Consider the following 20,313-nt stretch of genomic DNA (forward strand, 5'->3'; position numbering starts at 1 on the left):
GCTGCGGCAGGAACAGCTGCCGATGCGCCGCATCGCGCGGCAGATTGGCGATCACCTGCACAATGCCCTGCGCCAGCCCGGCATGCCTTGCGAGATGCTCGACCGCCTCCGACGGCGGCGCCAAAACCTGCGCCGCCAGACCGAGCAGCGCCGATGAGGTTGCCGCCAGATAGCCTTCCAGCGCGGCCATTGTCGGCATCGGGTCGTTATAGAGATCGAACTGATGCTCGTCGGCAAGCAGCGACAGCGGCTCGACCGGCAGGTTGAAGTCACGGATCGCGCGCAACAGCTCCGCCGCCACCGGATTGCCCTCGGCGCTGCCATGGACCTGGCCCGACAGCATGTCGGTCCACCATTGCAGGCGGATTTCGCCGGGCAAGGGCTGACTCACCTGGTCGCGGACCCGGACGATCTCGACGTTGAAGGCATATAGCGCCAGCAGCGCTCGGCGCTCGGTGGCCGGTGCAAACAAGGTCGCGGCGTAGCGCGGAAAGTCGTGGCTGCGCACGAGATCGGCGCAGAAGGCCACGGAATCGGGCTGAGGCGCAGCGCTGCTCATGGCACGGCGATCAGCGCGGCGGCGACCCGGCGCCGTTCCCCGATCATGATGTTGTAGGTACGCACGGCCGGGCCGGTCTGCATCGTGTCCAGCACCACCCGCACCGCCTTCAAGGCCTGGCGCAGTTCCGGCGGCGGCAGCCAGACGCCGGCGCCGGTGCCGATCAGGAGCGTGTCGATGCTGTTGGCGGCGGTGAACACCCGGTCCAGCGAATAGCGGTCGATCTTCGCAGGGTCGGTCACATCCCAGGCCCAGATCGCGTCGGGCAGGCACAGCAGGGACCCCCGATGCGACATGCCGGCAAAGGCGAAGCCGCCCTTGCCATAGGCATCGATCGGCGCCGAGCGCGGGAAATGCGGTGCGTTGGAATCGCCGGCCATCAGCCTCGTCCGAATGGGCTCAAACACCCTCGCCAACTCATGCGAGGGCATGTGGTTCGGATCATGCCTTGTTTTTCTTGGCCGGCGCAGCCTCTTCCTTCGCATCCTCACGATGCTCGCCGACGCCGAGATAGATCAGGATCGGTGCCGCGATGAAGATCGAGGTGTAGGTGCCGACCAGCACAACGCCGAACATCATCACCGCGGTGAAGCTGTGGATGGCATGGCCGCCGAACAGCAGCAGGGCCAGCAGCGCCAGCGTCACGGTGAAGTGGGTGATGATCGAGCGCGACAGTGTCGAGTTGATGGACTCGTTGAGTAGCTGCGGCATCGGCATCTTCTTGTAGCGCCGCAGCATCTCGCGGATGCGGTCGTAGATGACGACGGTGTCGTTGAGCGAATAGCCCAGAATGGTCAGAAGTGCCGCGATGCTGGTCAGGTCGAAATCGACCTGGCTGATCGACATGAAGCCGATCGTCAGCACGATGTCGTGCACGTTGGCGATCATGGCGCCGAGCGCGAACTGCCATTCGAACCGGAACCAGAGGTAGACCAGGATCGCGATGATCGCGAGCATCAGGCCGAGCATGCCGTAGGCCAGCAGCTCGCCGGCGACGCGCGGACCGAGCACCTCGACGCGGCGGTATTCGATGGAATCGCCGAGAGCGGTGCGGACCTTCTGCACGGCATCCTGCTGCGCCTTGTCGCCGCCGGGCTGCTCAGCAACGCGGATCAACACGTTCTCGGGGCCGCCGAACTGCTGCAGCTGGATTTCGCCAAGACGCAAACCGTCCAGAGTCGTGCGCATCGCCGCGATGTCGGCGGCGCCGGACTTGGCCCGAACCTCCAGCAGCGTGCCGCCCTTGAAGTCGATGCCGAGATTCAGGCCGTGGGTGAAGAACAGCGTGATGGCGACGATCGACAGCACCGCCGAGATCGGGAAGCTGATCCGGCGGAAGCGCGTGAAGTCGAAATGCGTATCATCAGGGACGATGCGCAGCGACGGCAGCAAGCCGAGGGCCGCGACCACGGTGAGGATAGCGATGAGGACGCCGAGCCCGATGAGAACGGTATGAGTCACGATCAGGCTCCTAGATCGGCACGCTCTGCGGCCGCTTCCACCGCACCCACCCGGCGACGATCAGCCGGGTCATGGTGAAGGCGGTGAACACCGTGGTGATGATGCCGATGCCGAGCGTCACGGCAAAGCCGCGCACCGGGCCGGTGCCGATGTAGAACAGCACCGCGGCGGCAATGAAGGTGGTGATGTTGGAATCGAGGATGGTCGCCAGCGCGCGCTTGAAGCCGGCGTCGATCGCCGAGATCGCATTGCGGCCGCCACGCAATTCCTCGCGGATACGCTCGTAGATCAGAACGTTGGAATCGACTGCGATGCCGACGGTGAGAACGATGCCGGCGATACCGGGCAGCGTCAGCGTGGCGTTGAGCAGCGACAGCAGGCCGAAGATCATGGCCACGTTGATCGTCACCGCAATGTTGGCGAACACGCCGAACAGGCGGTAGGTCAGCAACATGAAGATGATAACCAGGATCGAGCCGACATAGGCCGCAAGCTCGCCTTTCTCGATCGAGTCCTGGCCGAGGCCCGGACCGACGGTGCGCTCCTCGACCACCGTCAGCGGTGCAGGCAGAGCGCCGGCGCGCATCAGGATCGCCAGATCGTTGGCGGACTGGACCGTGAAGCTGCCCGAGATCTGCCCTTGCCCGCCCGTGATGGGTTCGTTGATCCGGGGCGCGGAGATCACCTTGTTGTCGAGCACGATCGCGAAAGGCAGACCCACGTTCTCTTGCGTGGCCTGTGCGAATTTGCGCGCGCCCGACGTATTGAACTTGAAGCTGACGACCGGCTCGCTCGTGCGCTGGTCGAAGGTCGCCTGCGCATCGATCAAATCGCCGCCCGCGACCAGCACCTGCTTCTTGACCACATAGGGCGTCGGCGGCGGCGAGGCGCTCATCAGCAGCTCGGATTCCGGCGGCAATTTGCCCTGCTGCGCCTGGTCAGGCGACACGGTCGTGTCGACCATGCGGAATTCCATCTTCGCGGTCTCGCCGAGCAGCTTCTTCAGGCGGGTCGGATCCTGAAGGCCGGGGACCTGCACCAGGATGCGGTCGTTGCCCTGGCGCTGGATCACGGGCTCGACGGTGCCGAGCTCGTTGACACGGCGCTCGACGATCTGGATCGACTGCTCGATGGTCTTGCGCATGCGGTCGAGCATCGCGGCCTGTGGGACCGTCAGGCGGATCACGCTGCCGCCGGCGTCAGTCACCTCGAGGTCGCGCTGGCCGCTGGATCCCATCAGACCGCCCAGCGGCTGCGACAGCTCGCGCAGCTTGGTGAGCGCCGGCTGGACGTCGGTGTCCTTGGTGATGCGAACCTCGGCCGCGTCGTTGCGCACGGTAACGCCGCCGGTGAAGCCAATCTTGGCATCGCGCAGCGTGCGCCGAACATCGTCACGGACCTGGTCCAGCCGTTCCTTCTTCACATAGGCGGAATCGACCTCGAGCAGCAGATAGGAGCCGCCCTGCAAGTCGAGGCCGAGCACGAGCCGACGCTGCGCCCAGGCCGGCCAGGTTTTGACCTGCGCTTCGGGGAAGAAGTTCGGGATCGCGCAGAGGCACACGATCAGCGCCGTCAGGATAATCCCCAGCGCCTTCCACCGCGTGAAATACAACATCGACTGGACCTGTCAGATCAGGAGACTTGAGATGCTCGCGGAAGCGCTCACTTCGACGCGGCGTCGTCCTTAGAGTTTTCCTTGGCGGCTTCCTTGCTATCCTTGGATTCCTTCGCCGGCTCGCCCTTGGCGCGCACGCCCGAAATCATCTGGCGCATCTGCCGCACGCGGACGCCGTCGGAAATCTCGAACTCGATCTGGTCGTCGTCGACGACCTTGGTGACCTTGCCGACGAGGCCGCCCGAGGTCACCACGGTGTCGCCGCGACGGATGTTCTTCACGAGATCGGCGTGATCGCGGACCTTCTTCTGCTGCGGACGCAGAATCAGGAAGTACATGATCACGAAGATCAGGGCGAACGGCAGCAGCGACATCAACATGCTGTTGGTGTCACCGGCGCCCGCAGCCTGGGCATACGCAGGGGTAATCAGCATTCGGAACGATCCTCGTGAGAACGGGGGAAAGCCGGTCAGGCCCTCAAAGGCGACCGGTTCGGTCAAATTCGCGCGGACTATAGCGGCCATTGCCCCAATTGCAACGCTGCCAGACCGGCGATTTGGCCACCTTGCGGCGCGCCCTCAGGCCCGATAAGGCTGCATTCTCAGGAACTTCGGACATGCCCAAAAAACCAAGCAAAAGCCCGGCCGGCAAAGGCCCCCGTACCCCTGCCCGCAAGCCCGCCCGCGTCGCGGCAAAACGCCCCACGGCGACCGTCAAGGCAGCCCTCAGGGCATCCCCGGACCTCTCCCAGGACCGCATCGTCCGCGCCCTGGAGACCATCGCGGCGCATCTCGCAGCCCAGGGCAAGCCGGCCGTCGAACGCGAGTCATTCAAGCAGGCCGACGCCTTCGTCTGGCACCCCGACGGCCGCCTCGCGGCCGTGCCGCGGGTCAGCCGCGTCGAGCTGTTCCTCCTCAAGGGCGTCGACCGGATGCGCGACATCCTGATGGAGAACACCGAACGCTTCGCCAATGGCCTGCCCGCCAACAACGCCCTGCTCTGGGGCGCGCGCGGCATGGGCAAGTCGTCGCTGGTGAAGGCGGCGCATGCCAGCATCAACGCGGACCGCAAACCCGCCGACAAACTGAAGCTGATCGAGATCCACCGTGAGGACATCGAGAGCCTGCCCACGCTGATGGAGCAGCTGCGCGCCTCCTCGTTCCGCTTCATCGTGTTCTGCGACGACCTCTCCTTCGACGGCAATGATGCGTCCTACAAGTCGCTCAAGGCCGTGCTCGAAGGCGGCATCGAGGGCCGGCCCGACAACGTCATCCTCTACGCCACCTCCAACCGCCGCCATTTGCTGGCGCGCGAGATGATCGAGAACGAGCGCTCGACCGCGATCAATCCCGGCGAAGCGGTCGAGGAGAAGGTCTCGCTGTCGGATCGCTTTGGCCTGTGGCTCGGCTTCCACCGTTGCAGCCAGGACGAATATCTCGCCATGGTGCGCGGCTATTGCAGCCATTTCGGCATTGAGGTCGATGACGAGGCGCTGGAGCGCGAGGCACTGGAATGGTCGACCACGCGCGGCTCCCGCTCGGGCCGCGTCGCCTGGCAGTTCGTGCAGGAGCTGGCGGGACGGCTGGGTGTGAAGCTGACGGCGAGGTAGCCAGCAATATCACCTCACCCACAACTGTCATTCCCCGCGAAAGCGGGGAATCCAGTACGCCGTGGCTTATCGGCTCAACAACAATTGTCTCTGGAATACGGAATCGCCCGGTCGAAGCCGGGCGATGACAGCGTGCCTGGAGTGACGGCGCGCCCTAACCTGGGCCCTCGCCTCACGCCCCGTTCAGGAATTGAAGCGGGTCAACCGGGCTCGATCCCTTGCGGATCTCGAAGTGGAGCTGCGGCGACGCCACCTCCCCGGATTGACCCGACTTGGCAATGACCTGACCGCGCTTGATGGTATCGCCGCGCTTCACCAGCAGCTCACTCGCATGGGCATATGCGGTGACGTAGCCGTTGGAGTGCCGAACCAGGACCAGATTGCCGTAACCTTTCAGCTCGTTGCCGGAATAGGCGACGACACCGTCTTCAGCCGCCTTGACCGGCGTACCCTCGGGCACCGCGAGATTGATGCCGTCATTGGACTTGCCGTTGGTCTTGGCGCCGTAGCTCGTGACCACCTTGCCGCGCACCGGCCAGCGGAAGGTCGGCAGCGCGCTGGTGGTCTCCGCGGCTTTCGCCGGAGCCTCCGCGGTCTTCTCTTCGACATTGGTCGTGGCCTGGGCCAGGCGCGCGCTCTGCACGGGCGCTGCGACGGCGGCCATCTTGGTGGCGGGCGCGGGAGCGGCTGCAACGGGCTGCAGCGTACCGGCGACGGGCGCGGCGGCGACCGGAGCCGGCGCGGCGACCGCGGCGGTCCTCGCGCCGGGCACAGTCAGCCTGGTGCCGAGCTTGAGCTTGGCCGAGGGATCAAGACCGTTGGCCCGGGCGAGCTCGGCGGACGAGATGTGGTTCTTGCGCGCGATGCTGGCGAGCGTGTCGCCGTGGTTGACGAAGTGCGTGCTCGGCGGCGCGGCGACGGCTGCAACCGGCTTGGCCGCAGGAGCGAGCACCGGCGCCGCAGCGACCGGCGCCATCACGGGCGCGGGCGCAGCAGCGGTCGCACCCGGATGCGGGATGATCAGTTGCTGGCCGGGCGAGAGCGCGCGCGGGCCTTTGTAGCCGTTGGCGGCGAGGATCGCTTGCGGCGTGACGCGATAGCGTTTGGCGAGCACCTCGAGCGTGTCGCTGGTGCCGACGATGATCTTGGTCCCGCCGGCCGGCTGGGCGGCCGCGACCGAGCGCGGCGGCACGGTGGCCGTGGCCTCCAGATGCGGCTGTGCCGGGGGCGCGTAGGAGCCGACGCCACGTCCGCCTCCGGACACACCACCGCCTGCGGCAACGGGATAGGATTGCGGCGCGGACACTGCCGGCGGCGGCAAGGGCTGCGACTGGTAATAGCCGGGCTGCGTCTGCGGCCGCGAATATTGCGGCAGCTCACGCTGCGGCGGCGGTGCCTGCTGCACCGAACCGGTCTGATCAGAGGAGAAGGGATTGGAGAAGTTCGACTGGGACAGCCGCGACTGTGTGTCGGCGCTGCACCCTGCAAAGCTGAGCGAGATCAGCGCCAAGACCGCAACCTGCGGCACGCGGCGCGAGTAAAGCAACTCGGCGACAACAGACATGGTTACTCACTCGTACGCAACAGAACTGGTCTTTTAAGTAAACACGTCGCGAGTAAATAACGGCTTAACCCTCTCAATAAGACGTTGGCAGCGCAGCCGATCCGGAATTCTACAGCTCCCGCGCCACCCCGGGTAGCGCCGGCACGAAGCGGACCTCGACGAGTTCCTTACGTTCGATCCCCGCCTCGGTCCGGGTCAACCGGACCAGCGTCTGCACGCCCTGATGCGGGCCGACCGGGGCGATCAGGATGCCGCCGACCTCGAGCCGCTCGACCAGATTTTCCGGAAGCTGCTCCACCGCGGCGGTGACGATGATGCGATCGAACGGCCCGATATTGGGAGGCAGGTTGAGACCGTCGCCGAGCATCACCTCGACATTGTGACAATTGAGTCTTTCGAGCCTGGCGCGTGCGGCATCCGCGAGCTTGCGATAGCGCTCGACCGTCAGCACCTGCCCTGCGAGCCGCGACAGCACGGCGGCCTGATAGCCGGAGCCCGCGCCGACCTCGAGCACGCGGTGCTGCTTCTGAAGCTGGAGCTGCTCGGTCATGTAGGCGACCACGAAGGGCTGGCTGATGGTCTGCCCGCACGCGATCGGCAGCGCGCTGTCGCGATAGGCGCCCTCGCGATCGGCCTCCTCGACGAATTCGTCGCGCGGCACCGCCTCCATCGTGCGCAGCACAGCCTGATCGCTGATGCCCCGACGCCTCAGCGTGAGCTGAAACATCATCTTTTCCGGCGGGTGCTGATCGGAGCTCATCGCTGTCTGTGTCATCTCATCGGGGGCGGGTCATCGCTGGTGTCGCCAAACCGCGTAGCAAAGACCCGAGGTAAGAATCTGTTCCTACGCGGGAACCCCCATGATAGCCTCTCGGATGCAGTATGAGACCATAAATCGGCTTGCGACGGGCCGGCCGCAAAGGCCATTTTCGGATGCCCGCTCGACGAAACGCGCATTGCGTCGATTCGCGATATCTGCGAACGTTTTCAGCAAATGGGCAAGGACTCACCGACAATGACCGCGACAGGGCTTTCCGGCCGCTCTGTATTCCTCGTCGAAGACGAGGTGATGATCAGGATGATGGTTGCGGATATGCTCGAAGAGCTCGGCTACAAGGTAGCCGCCGAAGCCGGCGATATCGCCGAGGCCATGCGGCTCGCCCAGGCGACCGAGTTCGACATCGCCATTCTCGACGTCAACGTCAATGGCAGGGTCATCTCGCCGGTCGCCGATCTGATCAAGGCGAAGGGCTGCCCGTTCATCTTCGCCACCGGCTACGGCTCTTCCGGCCTGCCCGAGCAATATCGCGACCGGCCGGCGCTCCAGAAGCCGTTCCAGCTCGACGCGCTCGGCAAGACCATCGAGGCCGCGCTGCGCGGCGGCTAGCAGATTTCCGCAGGCCGGATTTTGCTTCGCTTCATCCGGGCCACGGCCCCTCGGCACTATTTCAACGTCGCGCTCAATGCTTCCGAAAATGCTTCATTGGTGCGGTCGAGCCTGAGCGGCGTGACCGAGACGTAGCGCTCGCGCAGCGCTGCGAGGTCCGTGCCCTCTGCCGGCGTATCCATCATCGCAGCGCGCTCGAAACCGATCCAGAAATAGGGATTGTTGCGGCCGTCCCTGCGCTCGTCGATCCGGAGGAAGCCGAGATTGCGCTTGCCCTGCCGCGTAACGCGAATGCCAAGCACATCCTCCGGCGCGCAGGCCGGGAAGTTGACGTTGATGACGGTGTCCTTCGGGATGCCGGCCTTGATCACCTTGCGCAGGATGTCGGGCCCGAATTTGCGCGCGGTGTCCCACAACGGCCGGTCGCGGGTCTCGACGCTGAACTCCTGCGACAGCGCGAACGACGGGAGGCCCAGGATGGTGCCTTCCAGTGCGCCGGCGATGGTGCCGGAATAAACCACGTCCTCGGCGACGTTGCGGCCCTTGTTGACGCCCGAGAGAACGAGGTCCGGCGGCTGGCTGCCGAGGATATGGCGCGCACCCATGATGACGCAGTCGGTCGGGGTACCGCGCACGGCGAAGTGCCGCGGCCCGACCTCGCGCAGGCGCAGAGGATCGTTCAGCGACAGCGAATGCGACACCCCGGACTGGTCGAGCTCGGGCGCCACGACCCAGACGTCGTCGGACAGCGCCTTGGCGACCTCCTCCACGACCTTGAGGCCGGGAGCGTGAATGCCGTCGTCATTGGTGCAGAGAATGCGCATGCGAAAGGTCGATTCCTGAAACGGGTCGAAGCCGTCTTATCCGGCTACGGCGGATCAGGCAAACCGGGCCGATTGCGGTCCGGCCAGGTTCCGGCCCGGTCCTGCTAGCGGCGGATACGCCATTGCGGCAGGAAACGCGCGAGCCGCCCCTCGGCACGCAGCTGCATCGCCGGCACGACCGGGCTGACGACGGGCGTCTCGATCACGCCAAGCGCCTTCATCTGGGCAAGGATCGGATCCGATGCCGGCTCTCTTGGAAAACGTTCGCGCGCGACTGTCAGCGCCGTGTCGAAGTCAGCAGCGTTCACACCGGGCTTGGCCCGCCGGCTCTGCACGAGACCGTCGTCCCAGAGCCGTGCGAGTTCGATGTCGAGCACGCCGCGCAGGCGCTGATCAACGGCCTGGATGCCGGCACCTGTGACCGCCCATTGTCGGCCGACCCAGAAGATGTCGCGGTGCAAGGCCATGAAAGGTCGGTTCGCGTTGACGGGTGGCCGGCAGGATAACCGGCCGCCCGATCTTCGCAACCAAACGTTTCTGCGTTGCTGCCGGGCAACGCGCCTTAGTTGCGCGCGATCACTTTCAAGCCGCCCATATAGGGCTGGAGCACGTCGGGGACCGCGATCGAGCCGTCCTCCTGCTGATAGGTCTCCATCACGGCGATCAGCGCACGCCCGAGCGCGGTGCCGGAGCCGTTCAGCGTGTGCACGAAGCGTGGCTTGCCGTCGGGGCCGCGCGAGCGCGCATCCATGCGCCGGGCCTGGAAGTCGCCGCACACCGAGCAGCTCGAGATCTCGCGGAACGCACCGTCGTCGCCCTGCCCGGGCATCCAGACCTCGATGTCATAGGTTTTTTGCGACGAAAAGCCCATGTCTCCGGTGCAGAGCGTCATCACGCGGTAATGCAGATCGAGCCTGCGCAGCACTTCCTCGGCGCAAGCCAGCATCCGCTCGTGTTCGTCCTTGCTGGTCTCCGGCGTCGTGATCGACACCAGCTCGACCTTGGTGAACTGGTGCTGGCGGATCATGCCGCGCGTATCGCGCCCCGCGGCACCTGCCTCGGCGCGGAAACACGGCGTCAGCGCGGTGAGCCGCATCGGCAGTTGCTTCTCGTCGAGGATGGATTCGCGGACGAGATTGGTGAGCGCCACCTCCGCGGTCGGAATGATGCCGAGACGCTCGGTCCGCAGCCGCTCGAGATCGGGCGCTGCGAGCAATTCGCCCTTGATCGCCCAGAACTGGTCGTCCTCGAATTTCGGCAATTGTCCCGTGCCGAACATGATCTCGTTGCGGACCAGCAGCGGCGGATTGATCTCGGTATAGCCGTGCTCGTCGATGTGCAGATTCAGCATGAACTGGCCGAGTGCGCGTTCGAGCCGCGCCAGCCCCTTCTTCAGCACGACGAAGCGCGCGCCGGAGAGCTTTGCCGCCGTCTCGAAATCCATGTCACCGAGCGCACCGCCGAGATCGTCATGCGGCTTGGGCGCGAACGCGTAGTTGCGCCGGTTGCCGAAGACATGGCGCTGCACATTGCCGTGCTCGTCGACGCCATCAGGCACCTCGCCGAGCGGCAGATTTGGGATCGCCGACAGCGCCGTGGCAAGCTCCTCGTCCGCGGCCTTCGCAACGGCTTCGAGCTCCGGCATCGTGGTCTTGAGCTCGGCGACTTCCGCCATCAGCTTGGCGGCGCGCGCGTCGTCCTTCGCCTTCTTGGCGTCGCCGATCTCCTTGGAGGCCGCGTTGCGCCGCGCCTGCGCCTGCTCCGAGGCCAGGATCGCCGCCCGCCGCTTCTCGTCGATCGCGAGCAGCGATGCCGACAACGGCTTCAGGCCGCGCCGGGCGAGACCGGCGTCGAAGGCTTGCGGATTGTCGCGGATCGATTTGATGTCGTGCATGGCCGTGGTCCTGGGGCTGCGTGCAATTCTGCAAATTCTTGATTTGCATTCATGCAAATGGCTGGGTTTCCCCTAGCACTCCGTCATTCCCCGCGAAAGCGGGCGATCCAGTATTCCAGAGACGGGAGTGATTCTTCGAGAGGCTGCGGCTTACTGGATTCCCGCTTTCGCGGGGAATGATAGCGGTGGGTATGGCGCCCTATTCCGCCGGATTGGCCGGCGTCGACACATCCGTGCCGGTGTCGGCCTTCGCCGCCGCGGCCTTCTTCTCTACCATCGCCACCGCGATGATCGAGCCCTCATAGAGCGCCAGCAGGGGAATGGCGAGCGAGCACTGGCTGATCACGTCGGGCGGCGTCAGCACGGCCGCGATGACGAAGGCGATCACGATGAAATAGCGGCGCTTCTCGCGCAGCATCTTTGAGCTGACGATACCGATGCGGCCGAGCAGCGTTAGGATCACCGGCAGCTGGAAGGCGATGCCGAAGGCGAAGATCAGCGACATCATCAGCGAGAGATATTCGCCGACCTTCGGCAGCAGCTCGATCTTGGCGGTCTCGTCGCTGCCGAGCTGCTGCATGCCGAGCGAGAAACGCGCCAGCATCGGAAACACCACGAAATAGACCAGCGCCGCGCCGAGCACGAAGAAGAACGGTGTCGCGACCAGATAAGGCAGGAAGGCGTTCTTCTCGTGCTTGTAGAGGCCCGGCGCGACGAACTTGTAGATCTGCGTTGCGACGATCGGGAACGAGATGAAGCCGGCCCCGAACAACGCCAGCTTCAACTGGGTCAGGAAGTATTCCAGGAACGCGGTGTAGATCAGCTTGGCGTTGCCGCCGTCGCCGACGGCCAGGACATAGGGCCAGACCAGAACATTGAAGATCTGCTTGGCAAAGAAGAAGCACAGGATGAATGCCAGGCCAAAGCCGACCAGCGCCTTGATCAGCCGCGACCGCAGCTCGATCAGGTGGTCCATCAGTGGGGCTTTGCTGGCCTCGATATCGGCGTCGCTCATGACGCTTTGGCGTCCTTGATCGCTTCGGAAGCCGCCGTGTCCTGAACCGCCGTATCCTGCACAACCGCTGTCTGCTCGACCTCACGGGTGATGGCGAGCGGCTCGTTCACGGCCGAATGCGCCTCGGCTTCGACGAAGGTCTCGGGCGTCGGCGCTTCAGGAGTGGTGGGGGCAACAGGCGGTTCGACCGTGGTGTTGGCGGGCGTCTCGGCCGGCTTGTCCAGCGCATCGACGCGGAGCGCGTCGCTGACGTCCTTCTGCAGCGAGGTCATCAAACCACCACCGGTGAAGCCGGCGGCGGCTTCCTTGACCTCGTCAAAGCTCTTCTTGAGGTCGGCCATCTCGGCCTCGCGCATCGCTTCCTGGAACTGGCCCTGGAATTCGGCGGCCATCTTGCGGGCCTTGCCCATCCACTGCCCGACCATGCGCAGCACACCCGGCAGCTCTTTCGGGCCGATGGCGACCAGGGCAACGACCCCGATCAGTACCAGTTCACTCCACCCGATGTCGAACATGAGGTCTTCCGTTCACGCCAGCCGGAGCCGGCCCAATCCCTTGCGCGCAGGATCGGGTCGCACCCCGCGTCTCGCGTGCTTCTTTCGGCTCAGACGGCCTTGCTGCCGACGTCGGTCCGTGCCGCGGTCGGCGCGGCATTGTGCTCGATGGACTTGGACGGCTCGGCGGGCTTGTCGGCGACCTTGTCGTCGTCCTGCATGCCCTTCTTGAAGGCCTTGATGCCCTGCGCCACGTCGCCCATCAGATCCGAAATCTTGCCGCGGCCGAACAGCAGCAGGACGACTGCGATCACCAGGATCCAGTGCCAAATGCTAAGTGAACCCATCCTGCAACCCTCCAAACACGCATGGCCGGGGACCCGGCCGATCTTCCCGGAAACCTAGGCGCGGCAGGCCTCAAAAACAAGGACCAAGGCAGCGCCAATTCGCTGTTGGCGCTACGTAATCTTGCTAGTGTTAACTGGTCGCAGGGCGGCCATAAAAGGCCGGGACGTCAGTCTTCGCTACCGCCCTCGCCGCGCTCATTGCCGCCTTCCGGCGGGCTCTCGGGCTCGACCGCAGGCGCCAGCGCCAGATCGAGGTCTTCGCCGGGCTCCAGCGGATCTTCGTCCTCGCGCAGCTGCGGATCATCGGACGGGGTCGGAACGCTGAATCCGGTCGGCAGGCGCGAATCCAGCAGGCCCGTGCCCTTCAGCTCCTCCAGGCCCGGGAGATCGCCGAGCTGTTCCAGGGTGAACTGCGACAGGAAGTCCTCGGTGGTTCCGAAGGTCAGCGGGCGACCCGGCGTCTTGCGACGGCCGCGCGGCTTGATCCAGCCGGTCTCCAGCAACACGTCGAGCGTGCCCTTGGAGGTGACGACGCCGCGGATCTCCTCGATCTCGGCGCGCGTCACCGGCTGGTGATAGGCGATGATCGCCAGCACCTCGATCGCCGCACGCGACAGGCGGCGGGTCTCGTGGCTTTCCCGCGTCATCAGCCAGGCGAGATCGCCGGCCGTGCGGAAGGTCCATTTGTTGGCGACCCGGACGAGATTCACGCCGCGCAAGGCGTAGTCGGCCTGGAGCTGTTCGAGCGCGGCCTTGACGTCCACGCCCTCGGGCATGCGCTTGGCCAGCGTCGCGGTATCCAGCGGCTCGTTCGACGCGAACAGCAGCGCTTCCAGCAGCCGCAATTCCTCGGGACGTGCCTGGGTTTCGTTCTCCATCGGCTCGGCCTCGTCTACCCGCACTTCAGCCAGGCTTGCCATGGCAGATTCTCCTTCTTGCACTTAAGCGACCGGCGCATCGGGCGCAGGAGCTGCGTCCGGAACCGGCTTGGGACGCCCCTTCCGGAAATAGATCGGCGCAAACGCCTCTTTCTGGTTCAGCTCGAGCTGACCTTCACGCACCAGTTCGAGCGCGGCGGCGAAGCTCGAGGCGAACACCGTGGCGCGCTGCGTCGGATCGGCGACGTGGCGGACCAGGAAATCGTCGAGAACGCCCCAGTCATCCTGTTCGCTGATGCTGCCGACCAGCCGCTCCAGCGTGGCGCGCGCTTCCGCGAGCGACCACACCGTGCGCTTGGCCAGATGCACGCTCGCCAGCACGCGCGACTGGCGCTGCGAAGCATAGGCGGTGAGCAGGTCGTAGAGCGTCGCGGTGTATTTCGGATGCTTGATCTCGGCGATCTGCTCGGGCTCGCCGCGCGGGAAGATGTCGCGCAGCAATTGCTGCCGGTTCATCAGCCGGTTGGCGGCTTCGCGAATGGCTTCGAGGCGGCGCAAACGGTTGGCTAGCGCGGTGGCCATTTCCTCGGCGCTCGGGCCTTCCGCGCTCGGCGGCTCCGGCAGCAGCAGGCGCGATTTCAGGAAGGCGAGCCACGCCGCCATCACGAGGTAATCGGCGGCAAGCTCCAGCCGGATCTTTCGCGCGGCTTCGATGAAATGGAGGTACTGGTCGGCCAGCGCCAGGATCGAGATCTTGGCGAGATCGACCTTCTGCTGCCGCGCCAGCGCGAGCAGCAGGTCGAGCGGGCCCTCATAGCCCTCGACGTCCACCACCAGCGCCGGCTCACCCTCGGCAAGCTCTGCGGGCCGCCCGGTTTCAAACGATAGGATTTCTGCGGTCATGCGGATGCCGTGTTTGCCCGTGCGATCAATGCGTCCAGCTCAGTGCGCGCGGCCGCGCGGTCGAACGGCTGCGGCGCCTTGCGTGCCGCGAGCGCGGCGTTCGCCCGCTCCAGCGCCCTATCAGACAATTCAGGTGTCTGGCCGGCGACCTCGCGCATCTCCTCGATATTGCCGTTGCAATGCAGCGCCACATCGCACCCGGCCGCGAAGATGGCGCGGGTCCGTTCGGCGATATTCCCCGACAGCGCGTTCATCGACACGTCATCACTCATTAACAAACCCTGGAACCCGATTGCGCCGCGAATCACGTCAGCAATCATTGTCGCAGAAGTCGTCGCCGGATGGGCGGGGTCGACCGCGCTAAACACAACATGTGCAGTCATGGCCATCGGCAGATCCGCCAGCGGCTTGAAAGCGGCGAAGTCGGTCCGCTCCAGCTCGCCTCTGGGCGTATCCACCGTCGGCAGCTTGAAATGGGTGTCCGCGGTGGAGCGCCCATGGCCGGGAATATGCTTGAGGACCGGCAGCACGCCGCCCTGCTCCAGCCCCTCGGTCACCGCACGGGCGATCGCCGCGACCTTGCCCGGCGAGGTGCCATAGGCCCGGTTCCCGATGACGCCATCGGCACCCGGCACCGGCACGTCGGCCAGCGGCAAGCAATCCACGGTAATGCCGAGGTCGGCGAGATCGGCCGCGATCAGCCGGGCGCTGAGGCGTGCGGCGGCGAGGCCAAGGGCCGAATCAGTGTCGTACAGGGTCGAGAAAATCGCGCCGGGCGGGTAGACCGGCCAGTGCGGTGGCCCCAGCCGCTGCACGCGCCCCCCCTCCTGGTCGATCAGGACAGGCGCATCGGGGGCGCCTGCAACCGACCGCAATTCCGCAACCAATGCAGCAACTTGAGCAGGGGTCGCGACATTGCGCTTGAAGAGGATGAAGCCCCATGGACGTTGGCCACGGATAAACTCCCGCTCGGCGGCGGTCAGTTCCGTTCCGGAAACGCCGGTAATGAAGGCCCGCGTGCTCATAACGGCCGATTAACCCTGCCCCGTCAGGGGGTCAAGGAATCGGCCGATAATACTACGGGATAAAGCACTGCCCGCCGGCGGCCATCAGCTCCTTGCAGAACTGCGAGGCCTCCTGGCGCGTCCGGTAGGGGCCGACGAGCGCACGGTACTTGACCTTCCCGTCGGACAGTTCGGTCCGCCTGATCACCGCCGAGCGGGAGCCCAGAACCGAGGGATACTTGCCCTGCGTCACGCGGTACGATTCCCTGGCCGCCGCTTCGGTGTCCTGAGACGACACCGACACCATTACGCCCTGGCTCTCAGGAGCCGCGCTCGGCGCGATCTGCGTCGGAGCCGTCGCAGCCATCCGCTGCGGAGGCTCGGCCGCGGGCGCCGATTGCGGCGCCAGCGAGAGCGGCTGATTGGCACTGGCATTGGCCGAGGTCGGCGGCGTGCGCGGCGCGGTCGGTGCGACGGGCGCTGCGACCGGCTTCGGCGGCGTTGCCGGCCTCGCGGCCGCGGCCGATTGCGGCGCGGCGCCATCGGTCTGATCGCCCTTCACGGCGACCGTCCTGATCGGGCGCGGCGCGTTGTTGGGAAGCGTACCGTTGCTCGGCAGCGGACCCGCGCTCGGCGGCGGCACCGTGGACGGCGAGACGCTCGACACCGGCGGCGGATTCGCATTCGGGTTCAGCGGCGGGAACACCACGCGGGGACCGCCCGCCCTGGTGGTGACGTCGACAGGTGCCTCCTCGCGCGGCACGATCTTCTCGGCGCCGTCCCCGGTGACCATGCGATCCGGCACCTTGGCCGAGGAGTCGGACGGCGCCGGGATGATCTTGGTGGGTGTGTTGTCGGCCTTGATGATCGGCGGCTCGCCGCTGCGAGGCGAGCCAACATAGGTCTTGTAGGCGAAGGCAGCACCTGTGCCGACCACGGCAAGCGCCAGGATCGCCGCGACCGTCATCATGCCGCCGCGCGGCTTCTTCGGTTCGTCGAGTTCGGCTTCGGGATAGTCGCTCTGGAATGCGTAGGGATCGTCAGGATAGGCGGGATCGCGCTGGTACTCCTGCTCGCCGGCCTCAAGCCGTCCGTACAGCGCATCGTCGTAGCGCGCCGGATCGGGCTGCGCATATTGCTGCTGGTAGGCCTGCTCCTGATAAGCCTGATCGGGCTGTTGGTGAGCGTGCCCTTGATAGGCCGGCTCCTGGTAGGCCGGCTCCTGATAGGCTTGTGCCTGGTAAGCCTGATCCTGATAAGCGCTATCCTGATAGGTTTGCGGCTGATGGAAATCAGGCTCGGGCGCGGTCGGCTGGGCTGAATAGCGATGCAATGGATGAACCGGGTTCACGGAGACGGGATAGTCGGGTTCGGGCGCCGGCTGGGGCTGCACGTTGGCGCGCCGCATCCATGAGGGCGGCTGAGGCGGCGCTGCCGGCTCGGCATAGTCCTGCTGATCATCGTCCTGCGGATAGTCGCGGTCCTGATAGGTCTGGGCGGGCGCTGCCGCCGGCGGCGCGCTCGGCCGTCCCTGTGCTGCGAACGGATCGGTCTGGCCGATCAGGCGGGCGAGCTCGGCCAAGGGATCGTTTTCCGCCTTGCCATGCTGGTCGCCACCGCGACCATAGTCATCGGCGGGAAACGGTCTGTCCTGATATCGTTCGGCCATCGTGATGATGCGTCCCTTCGGGAAAGCCGCGCGCCCCTCGACCAAGGCACGGCTTTCGACCCACAAGGCTGTCAACCAAGTCTAAGCGATCCGGCTTCTGCCGGTTACCCCCAAAATCCCCTTAAGTAGTTCGCCCCAAACTACCGCATCTCGTCCGGAGCATGGACGCCGAGGATGGCGAGGCCCGATGCCAAGACAGAGACGACGCCCTGGACCATGGCCAGTCGCGCCTTCGTTAGATCTGCATCATTATTGATAATGAAGCGTAAATAGGGCAAATCGCGCCCCTTCGTCCAAAGTGCGTGAAATTCGCTCGCTAAGTCATAGAGATAGAAAGCAATTCGGTGCGGCTCGTGGGCGCTGGCGGCAGCTTCGAGCATACGCGGATAAATTGCGAGGCGCTTGAGGAGATCAAGCTCAACGGGGTCCGACAGCCGCTCCACCGCCGACTCACTGAGCCAAGCGATGCGCTTCTCGGCATCCTCCGGCAGTTCCGGGAACACCTCGGTCCGGGCGTTGCGAAAGATCGAATGACCGCGGGCGTGACCGTACTGGACGTAGAACACCGGGTTGTCGCGCGACTGTTCCATGACCTTGGCGAGGTCGAAGTCGAGCACCGCGTCGTTCTTGCGATAGAGCATCATGAAGCGGACGGCGTCCTGGCCGACCTCATCCACCACCTCACGCAAGGTGACGAAGTCCCCGCTCCGCTTGGACATTTTCACCGGCTCGCCGTTGCGCAGCAATTTCACGAGCTGGACGATCTTGACGTCGAGCGCGCCCTTGCCTGACGTCGTCGCCTTCACCGCCGCCTGCATGCGCTTGATGTAGCCGCCATGGTCGGCGCCCCAGACGTCGATCATCTCCGCAAAACCACGGTCGAACTTGTTCTTGTGGTAGGCGATATCGGAGGCGAAGTAGGTGTAGGAATTGTCCGACTTGATCAGCGGACGATCGACGTCATCGCCGTAGGCGGTCGCTCTGAACAGCAGCTGCTCGCGGTCTTCCCAATCCTCGACCGGCGCGCCCTTCGGCGGCGGCAGGCGGCCCTCGTAGATGTCGCCCTTGGCCTTGAGGAAATCGATGGTCTCGGCGACCTTGTTGTTGCCAGTCTCGATCAGCGAACGCTCGGAGAAAAACACGTCGTGGCGGATGTTGAGGGCGGCGAGATCGTCCTTGATCTCGTCCATCATCATCGCGATCGCCTTGGCGCGCACCGTCGGCAGCCACTGCGCCTCGCTCATCGCGAGGAGCTTGTCGCCATGCTCCTTTGCAAGCACCTGCCCGACCGGCTTCAGATAGTCGCCAGGATAGAGGCCTTCCGGAATAGCACCGATGTCTTCGCCGAGCGCCTCGCGATACCGCAGGAACGCGGAGCGCGCGAGCACGTCGACCTGGGCGCCGGCATCGTTGATGTAATATTCGCGCGTGACGTCGTGGCCGCCGAACTCGAGCAGGCTCGCCAGTGCGTCGCCGAACACGGCGCCGCGGCAATGGCCGACATGCATCGGCCCGGTCGGATTGGCCGAGACGTATTCGACATTGACCTTGGAGCCGCCACGGACGCGGCCGTAGTCGGCGCCCTCGCGCAGCACCGTGCGCAGCGCCTCGGCCCAGGCAGCCGGCTGCAGCGTCAGATTGATGAAGCCGGGCCCGGCGACGTCGACCTTGGCGATCAGCGCGTCCGCACGCAGCCGCTCGGCGATCTGCTCGGCGAGGTCGCGCGGCTTGGCCTTTGCCTCTTTCGCAAGCACCATGGCGGCGTTGGTCGCCATGTCGCCATGGGAGGGATCGCGCGGCGGCTCGACCACCACGCGGGAGAAATCGATGCCCTCGGGCCAGTTGGCTTCCGCCGCGAGCGTGCGGCAGACGGCGTGCACGCGTGCGAGCACGTCGGCGAACAAATGCGGTGCTGAGGATGTCTGGGGCATGGCCGCCGCCTAACGCAAATCCGGGGTCGAGTCAAAGAGGCGCTGATGTTCGGTCAGGGCGAAACGGTCGGTCATTCCGGCAATGAAATTGCCGATCCGGCGGGCCCGGTCGCCCTCGTCGTCCGCCTCCGCGCCCAGCAGCCATTCCGGCGGCAGCTCGGCCGGCGATTTCAGGTATTTTGCGAACAGGTCGAACAGGATCTGCTCGGCCTCCCCCATCACCCGCATCACCCGCTTGTGACGGTACATGTGCTGGTAAAGGAAACGCTTGATCGCGGCCTCCTCCTCGGCGACCTCGGCCGGGAACGCGATCAGCGCCCGGCTCTGCTGGCGCACGTCCTGGGCCGATTGCGGTTGGACGGCGGCAAGGTTCTTCTGCGCCTCCGAATACACCGCACCGATCAGATGCGAGATCAGCTCGCGCACGAGCTCAGCGCCGCGCCTGACGTCTTCGAGCTCAGGGTAATGCGCCGAGGTCTCGGCGATGATCTCCGCGGTGAGCGGCATCACCCTGAGATCGTCGAGATGGAACAGGCCGGCGCGCAGCCCGTCATCGATGTCGTGGGCGTCATAGGCAATGTCATCGGCGAGCGCGGCGACCTGCGCCTCGAGCGATGCGAAGCTCCACAATTCGAGATCGTAGGTCCTGGTGTAGTCGGCGATGCCCACGGGAATGCCGTGCTCGCGATAGCGCCCGACCGGCGCGCCGCTGCGGTCGGTCAAGGGACCGTTGTGCTTGACGATGCCCTCCAGCGACTCCCAGGTCAGGTTCAATCCGTCGAATTCAGGGTAGCGGTGCTCGAGCGACGCAACGACACGGAGCGTCTGGGCATTGTGGTCGAAGCCGCCAAATTCCCTAAGGCAGGCATCCAGCGCCCGCTCGCCGGCATGCCCGAACGGCGGATGGCCGAGATCGTGGGCCAGCGCCAGCGTCTCCGTGAGGTCCTCGTCGAGCCCGAGCTGCCGGGCCAGCGCGCGGGCGATCTGCGCCACCTCCAGCGAATGGGTCAGCCGGGTGCGGTAGTGGTCGCCCTCGTGGAACACGAACACCTGGGTCTTGTACTTCAGGCGGCGGAACGCGGTGGAATGGATCACCCGGTCGCAATCCCGGCGGAACGGGCTGCGGGTCCGGCTCGGCGGCTCGGCGACCAGCCGGCCG

General features: G+C 65.5%; 21 protein-coding genes. 2 read left to right on the forward strand and 19 right to left on the reverse strand.

The features are described from left to right. The 5 genes from PMI42_RS13715 to yajC all read right to left on the reverse strand — a co-directional run. On the reverse strand, positions 1 to 559 hold a 559-nt coding region (locus tag PMI42_RS13715; RefSeq protein ID WP_008134975.1), incomplete at its 3' end, for a phytoene/squalene synthase family protein. Continuing rightward, positions 556 to 939, reverse strand: a complete 384-nt coding sequence (locus PMI42_RS13720) for an Mth938-like domain-containing protein (RefSeq protein ID WP_008134976.1) — start codon at positions 937 to 939, stop codon at positions 556 to 558. The genes PMI42_RS13715 and PMI42_RS13720, both read right to left, overlap by 4 nt. Positions 940 to 1,000: 61 nt before the next feature. Next, the gene (gene secF / locus PMI42_RS13725; protein WP_008134977.1) at positions 1,001 to 2,020 is read right to left on the reverse strand and encodes a protein translocase subunit SecF; all 1,020 of its coding nucleotides are present in this window, start codon (positions 2,018 to 2,020) and stop codon (positions 1,001 to 1,003) included. A 10-nt stretch (positions 2,021 to 2,030) separates the two neighbouring features. Continuing rightward, the gene (gene secD, locus PMI42_RS13730) at positions 2,031 to 3,635 is read right to left on the reverse strand and encodes a protein translocase subunit SecD (RefSeq protein WP_008134978.1); all 1,605 of its coding nucleotides are present in this window, start codon (positions 3,633 to 3,635) and stop codon (positions 2,031 to 2,033) included. Positions 3,636 to 3,682: 47 nt separating this feature from the next. Next, positions 3,683 to 4,069, reverse strand: coding sequence for a preprotein translocase subunit YajC (gene yajC, locus PMI42_RS13735; RefSeq protein ID WP_008134979.1), 387 nt, complete (start codon positions 4,067 to 4,069; stop codon positions 3,683 to 3,685). Positions 4,070 to 4,251: 182 nt separating this feature from the next. Between yajC and PMI42_RS13740 the strand changes: the two genes are divergently transcribed. Further along, entirely contained in the window at positions 4,252 to 5,244 is a 993-nt protein-coding gene (locus PMI42_RS13740; RefSeq protein ID WP_008134982.1) for an ATP-binding protein, read from the forward strand. Positions 5,245 to 5,416: 172 nt separating this feature from the next. Here PMI42_RS13740 and PMI42_RS13745 read toward each other — a convergent pair whose 3' ends face one another. Both PMI42_RS13745 and PMI42_RS13750 read right to left on the reverse strand, forming a co-directional pair. Next, positions 5,417 to 6,808 (reverse strand): LysM peptidoglycan-binding domain-containing M23 family metallopeptidase, encoded by a 1,392-nt coding sequence (locus tag PMI42_RS13745; protein WP_008134984.1) that lies wholly within the window; start codon positions 6,806 to 6,808, stop codon positions 5,417 to 5,419. A 109-nt stretch (positions 6,809 to 6,917) separates the two neighbouring features. Beyond that, a complete protein-coding gene (locus PMI42_RS13750) occupies positions 6,918 to 7,568 on the reverse strand; it encodes a protein-L-isoaspartate(D-aspartate) O-methyltransferase (protein ID WP_085969560.1) in 651 nt (216 codons plus the stop codon). A 255-nt stretch (positions 7,569 to 7,823) separates the two neighbouring features. Between PMI42_RS13750 and PMI42_RS13755 the strand changes: the two genes are divergently transcribed. Next, positions 7,824 to 8,195 (forward strand): response regulator, encoded by a 372-nt coding sequence (locus tag PMI42_RS13755; protein ID WP_008134988.1) that lies wholly within the window; start codon positions 7,824 to 7,826, stop codon positions 8,193 to 8,195. Between the two features lie 56 nt (positions 8,196 to 8,251). Here PMI42_RS13755 and surE read toward each other — a convergent pair whose 3' ends face one another. From surE to PMI42_RS13815, 12 genes are all read right to left on the reverse strand, one after another. After that, complete coding sequence (gene surE, locus PMI42_RS13760; RefSeq protein WP_008134989.1) at positions 8,252 to 9,019, reverse strand: 5'/3'-nucleotidase SurE; 768 nt, start codon at positions 9,017 to 9,019, stop codon at positions 8,252 to 8,254. 104 nt (positions 9,020 to 9,123) lie between these two features. Then, positions 9,124 to 9,486: a hypothetical protein gene (locus PMI42_RS13765; protein ID WP_008134991.1), complete on the reverse strand. Its 363-nt coding sequence runs from the start codon at positions 9,484 to 9,486 to the stop codon at positions 9,124 to 9,126. Positions 9,487 to 9,581: 95 nt separating this feature from the next. Further along, positions 9,582 to 10,913 (reverse strand): serine--tRNA ligase, encoded by a 1,332-nt coding sequence (gene serS, locus PMI42_RS13770; RefSeq protein ID WP_008134993.1) that lies wholly within the window; start codon positions 10,911 to 10,913, stop codon positions 9,582 to 9,584. Positions 10,914 to 11,112: 199 nt separating this feature from the next. Continuing rightward, complete coding sequence (tatC, locus tag PMI42_RS13775; protein WP_008134995.1) at positions 11,113 to 11,928, reverse strand: twin-arginine translocase subunit TatC; 816 nt, start codon at positions 11,926 to 11,928, stop codon at positions 11,113 to 11,115. Next, entirely contained in the window at positions 11,925 to 12,443 is a 519-nt protein-coding gene (tatB, locus tag PMI42_RS13780) for a Sec-independent protein translocase protein TatB (protein ID WP_008134997.1), read from the reverse strand. Before tatB ends, tatC begins: the two co-directional genes overlap by 4 nt. 89 nt (positions 12,444 to 12,532) lie before the next feature. Then, positions 12,533 to 12,769 carry a twin-arginine translocase TatA/TatE family subunit gene (locus PMI42_RS13785; protein ID WP_008134998.1) on the reverse strand — a complete coding sequence of 79 codons (237 nt, stop codon included), beginning with the start codon at positions 12,767 to 12,769 and terminating at the stop codon, positions 12,533 to 12,535. Between the two features lie 167 nt (positions 12,770 to 12,936). Beyond that, the gene (gene scpB, locus PMI42_RS13790) at positions 12,937 to 13,689 is read right to left on the reverse strand and encodes an SMC-Scp complex subunit ScpB (protein ID WP_008135000.1); all 753 of its coding nucleotides are present in this window, start codon (positions 13,687 to 13,689) and stop codon (positions 12,937 to 12,939) included. Between the two features lie 21 nt (positions 13,690 to 13,710). Continuing rightward, positions 13,711 to 14,550: a segregation and condensation protein A gene (locus PMI42_RS13795; protein ID WP_008135003.1), complete on the reverse strand. Its 840-nt coding sequence runs from the start codon at positions 14,548 to 14,550 to the stop codon at positions 13,711 to 13,713. After that, positions 14,547 to 15,575 (reverse strand): beta-N-acetylhexosaminidase, encoded by a 1,029-nt coding sequence (nagZ, locus tag PMI42_RS13800; RefSeq protein WP_008135004.1) that lies wholly within the window; start codon positions 15,573 to 15,575, stop codon positions 14,547 to 14,549. Before nagZ ends, PMI42_RS13795 begins: the two co-directional genes overlap by 4 nt. Positions 15,576 to 15,627: 52 nt before the next feature. Beyond that, positions 15,628 to 17,223 carry an SPOR domain-containing protein gene (locus tag PMI42_RS13805; protein WP_008135005.1) on the reverse strand — a complete coding sequence of 532 codons (1,596 nt, stop codon included), beginning with the start codon at positions 17,221 to 17,223 and terminating at the stop codon, positions 15,628 to 15,630. A 140-nt stretch (positions 17,224 to 17,363) separates the two neighbouring features. After that, positions 17,364 to 19,154, reverse strand: coding sequence for an arginine--tRNA ligase (gene argS, locus PMI42_RS13810; protein ID WP_008135006.1), 1,791 nt, complete (start codon positions 19,152 to 19,154; stop codon positions 17,364 to 17,366). 9 nt (positions 19,155 to 19,163) lie between these two features. Continuing rightward, positions 19,164 to 20,313 (reverse strand): deoxyguanosinetriphosphate triphosphohydrolase (locus tag PMI42_RS13815; RefSeq protein WP_008135007.1); only part of this gene is annotated, 1,150 nt, incomplete at its 5' end.

This window comes from Bradyrhizobium sp. YR681, from assembly GCF_000282615.1.
Taxonomy (GTDB): domain Bacteria; phylum Pseudomonadota; class Alphaproteobacteria; order Rhizobiales; family Xanthobacteraceae; genus Bradyrhizobium.

Coding starts and splice junctions, on each gene's coding strand:
- PMI42_RS13720 (WP_008134976.1), bottom strand. CDS start 939: ATGGCCGGCGATTCCAACGCACCGCATTTCCCGCGCTCGGCGCCGATC.
- secD (WP_008134978.1), bottom strand. CDS start 3,635: ATGTTGTATTTCACGCGGTGGAAGGCGCTGGGGATTATCCTGACGGCG.
- yajC (WP_008134979.1), bottom strand. CDS start 4,069: ATGCTGATTACCCCTGCGTATGCCCAGGCTGCGGGCGCCGGTGACACC.
- PMI42_RS13740 (WP_008134982.1), top strand. CDS start 4,252: ATGCCCAAAAAACCAAGCAAAAGCCCGGCCGGCAAAGGCCCCCGTACC.
- PMI42_RS13745 (WP_008134984.1), bottom strand. CDS start 6,808: ATGTCTGTTGTCGCCGAGTTGCTTTACTCGCGCCGCGTGCCGCAGGTT.
- PMI42_RS13750 (WP_085969560.1), bottom strand. CDS start 7,568: ATGAGCTCCGATCAGCACCCGCCGGAAAAGATGATGTTTCAGCTCACG.
- PMI42_RS13755 (WP_008134988.1), top strand. CDS start 7,824: ATGACCGCGACAGGGCTTTCCGGCCGCTCTGTATTCCTCGTCGAAGAC.
- surE (WP_008134989.1), bottom strand. CDS start 9,019: ATGCGCATTCTCTGCACCAATGACGACGGCATTCACGCTCCCGGCCTC.
- PMI42_RS13765 (WP_008134991.1), bottom strand. CDS start 9,486: ATGGCCTTGCACCGCGACATCTTCTGGGTCGGCCGACAATGGGCGGTC.
- serS (WP_008134993.1), bottom strand. CDS start 10,913: ATGCACGACATCAAATCGATCCGCGACAATCCGCAAGCCTTCGACGCC.
- tatC (WP_008134995.1), bottom strand. CDS start 11,928: ATGAGCGACGCCGATATCGAGGCCAGCAAAGCCCCACTGATGGACCAC.
- tatB (WP_008134997.1), bottom strand. CDS start 12,443: ATGTTCGACATCGGGTGGAGTGAACTGGTACTGATCGGGGTCGTTGCC.
- PMI42_RS13785 (WP_008134998.1), bottom strand. CDS start 12,769: ATGGGTTCACTTAGCATTTGGCACTGGATCCTGGTGATCGCAGTCGTC.
- scpB (WP_008135000.1), bottom strand. CDS start 13,689: ATGGCAAGCCTGGCTGAAGTGCGGGTAGACGAGGCCGAGCCGATGGAG.
- PMI42_RS13795 (WP_008135003.1), bottom strand. CDS start 14,550: ATGACCGCAGAAATCCTATCGTTTGAAACCGGGCGGCCCGCAGAGCTT.
- nagZ (WP_008135004.1), bottom strand. CDS start 15,575: ATGAGCACGCGGGCCTTCATTACCGGCGTTTCCGGAACGGAACTGACC.
- PMI42_RS13805 (WP_008135005.1), bottom strand. CDS start 17,223: ATGGCCGAACGATATCAGGACAGACCGTTTCCCGCCGATGACTATGGT.
- argS (WP_008135006.1), bottom strand. CDS start 19,154: ATGCCCCAGACATCCTCAGCACCGCATTTGTTCGCCGACGTGCTCGCA.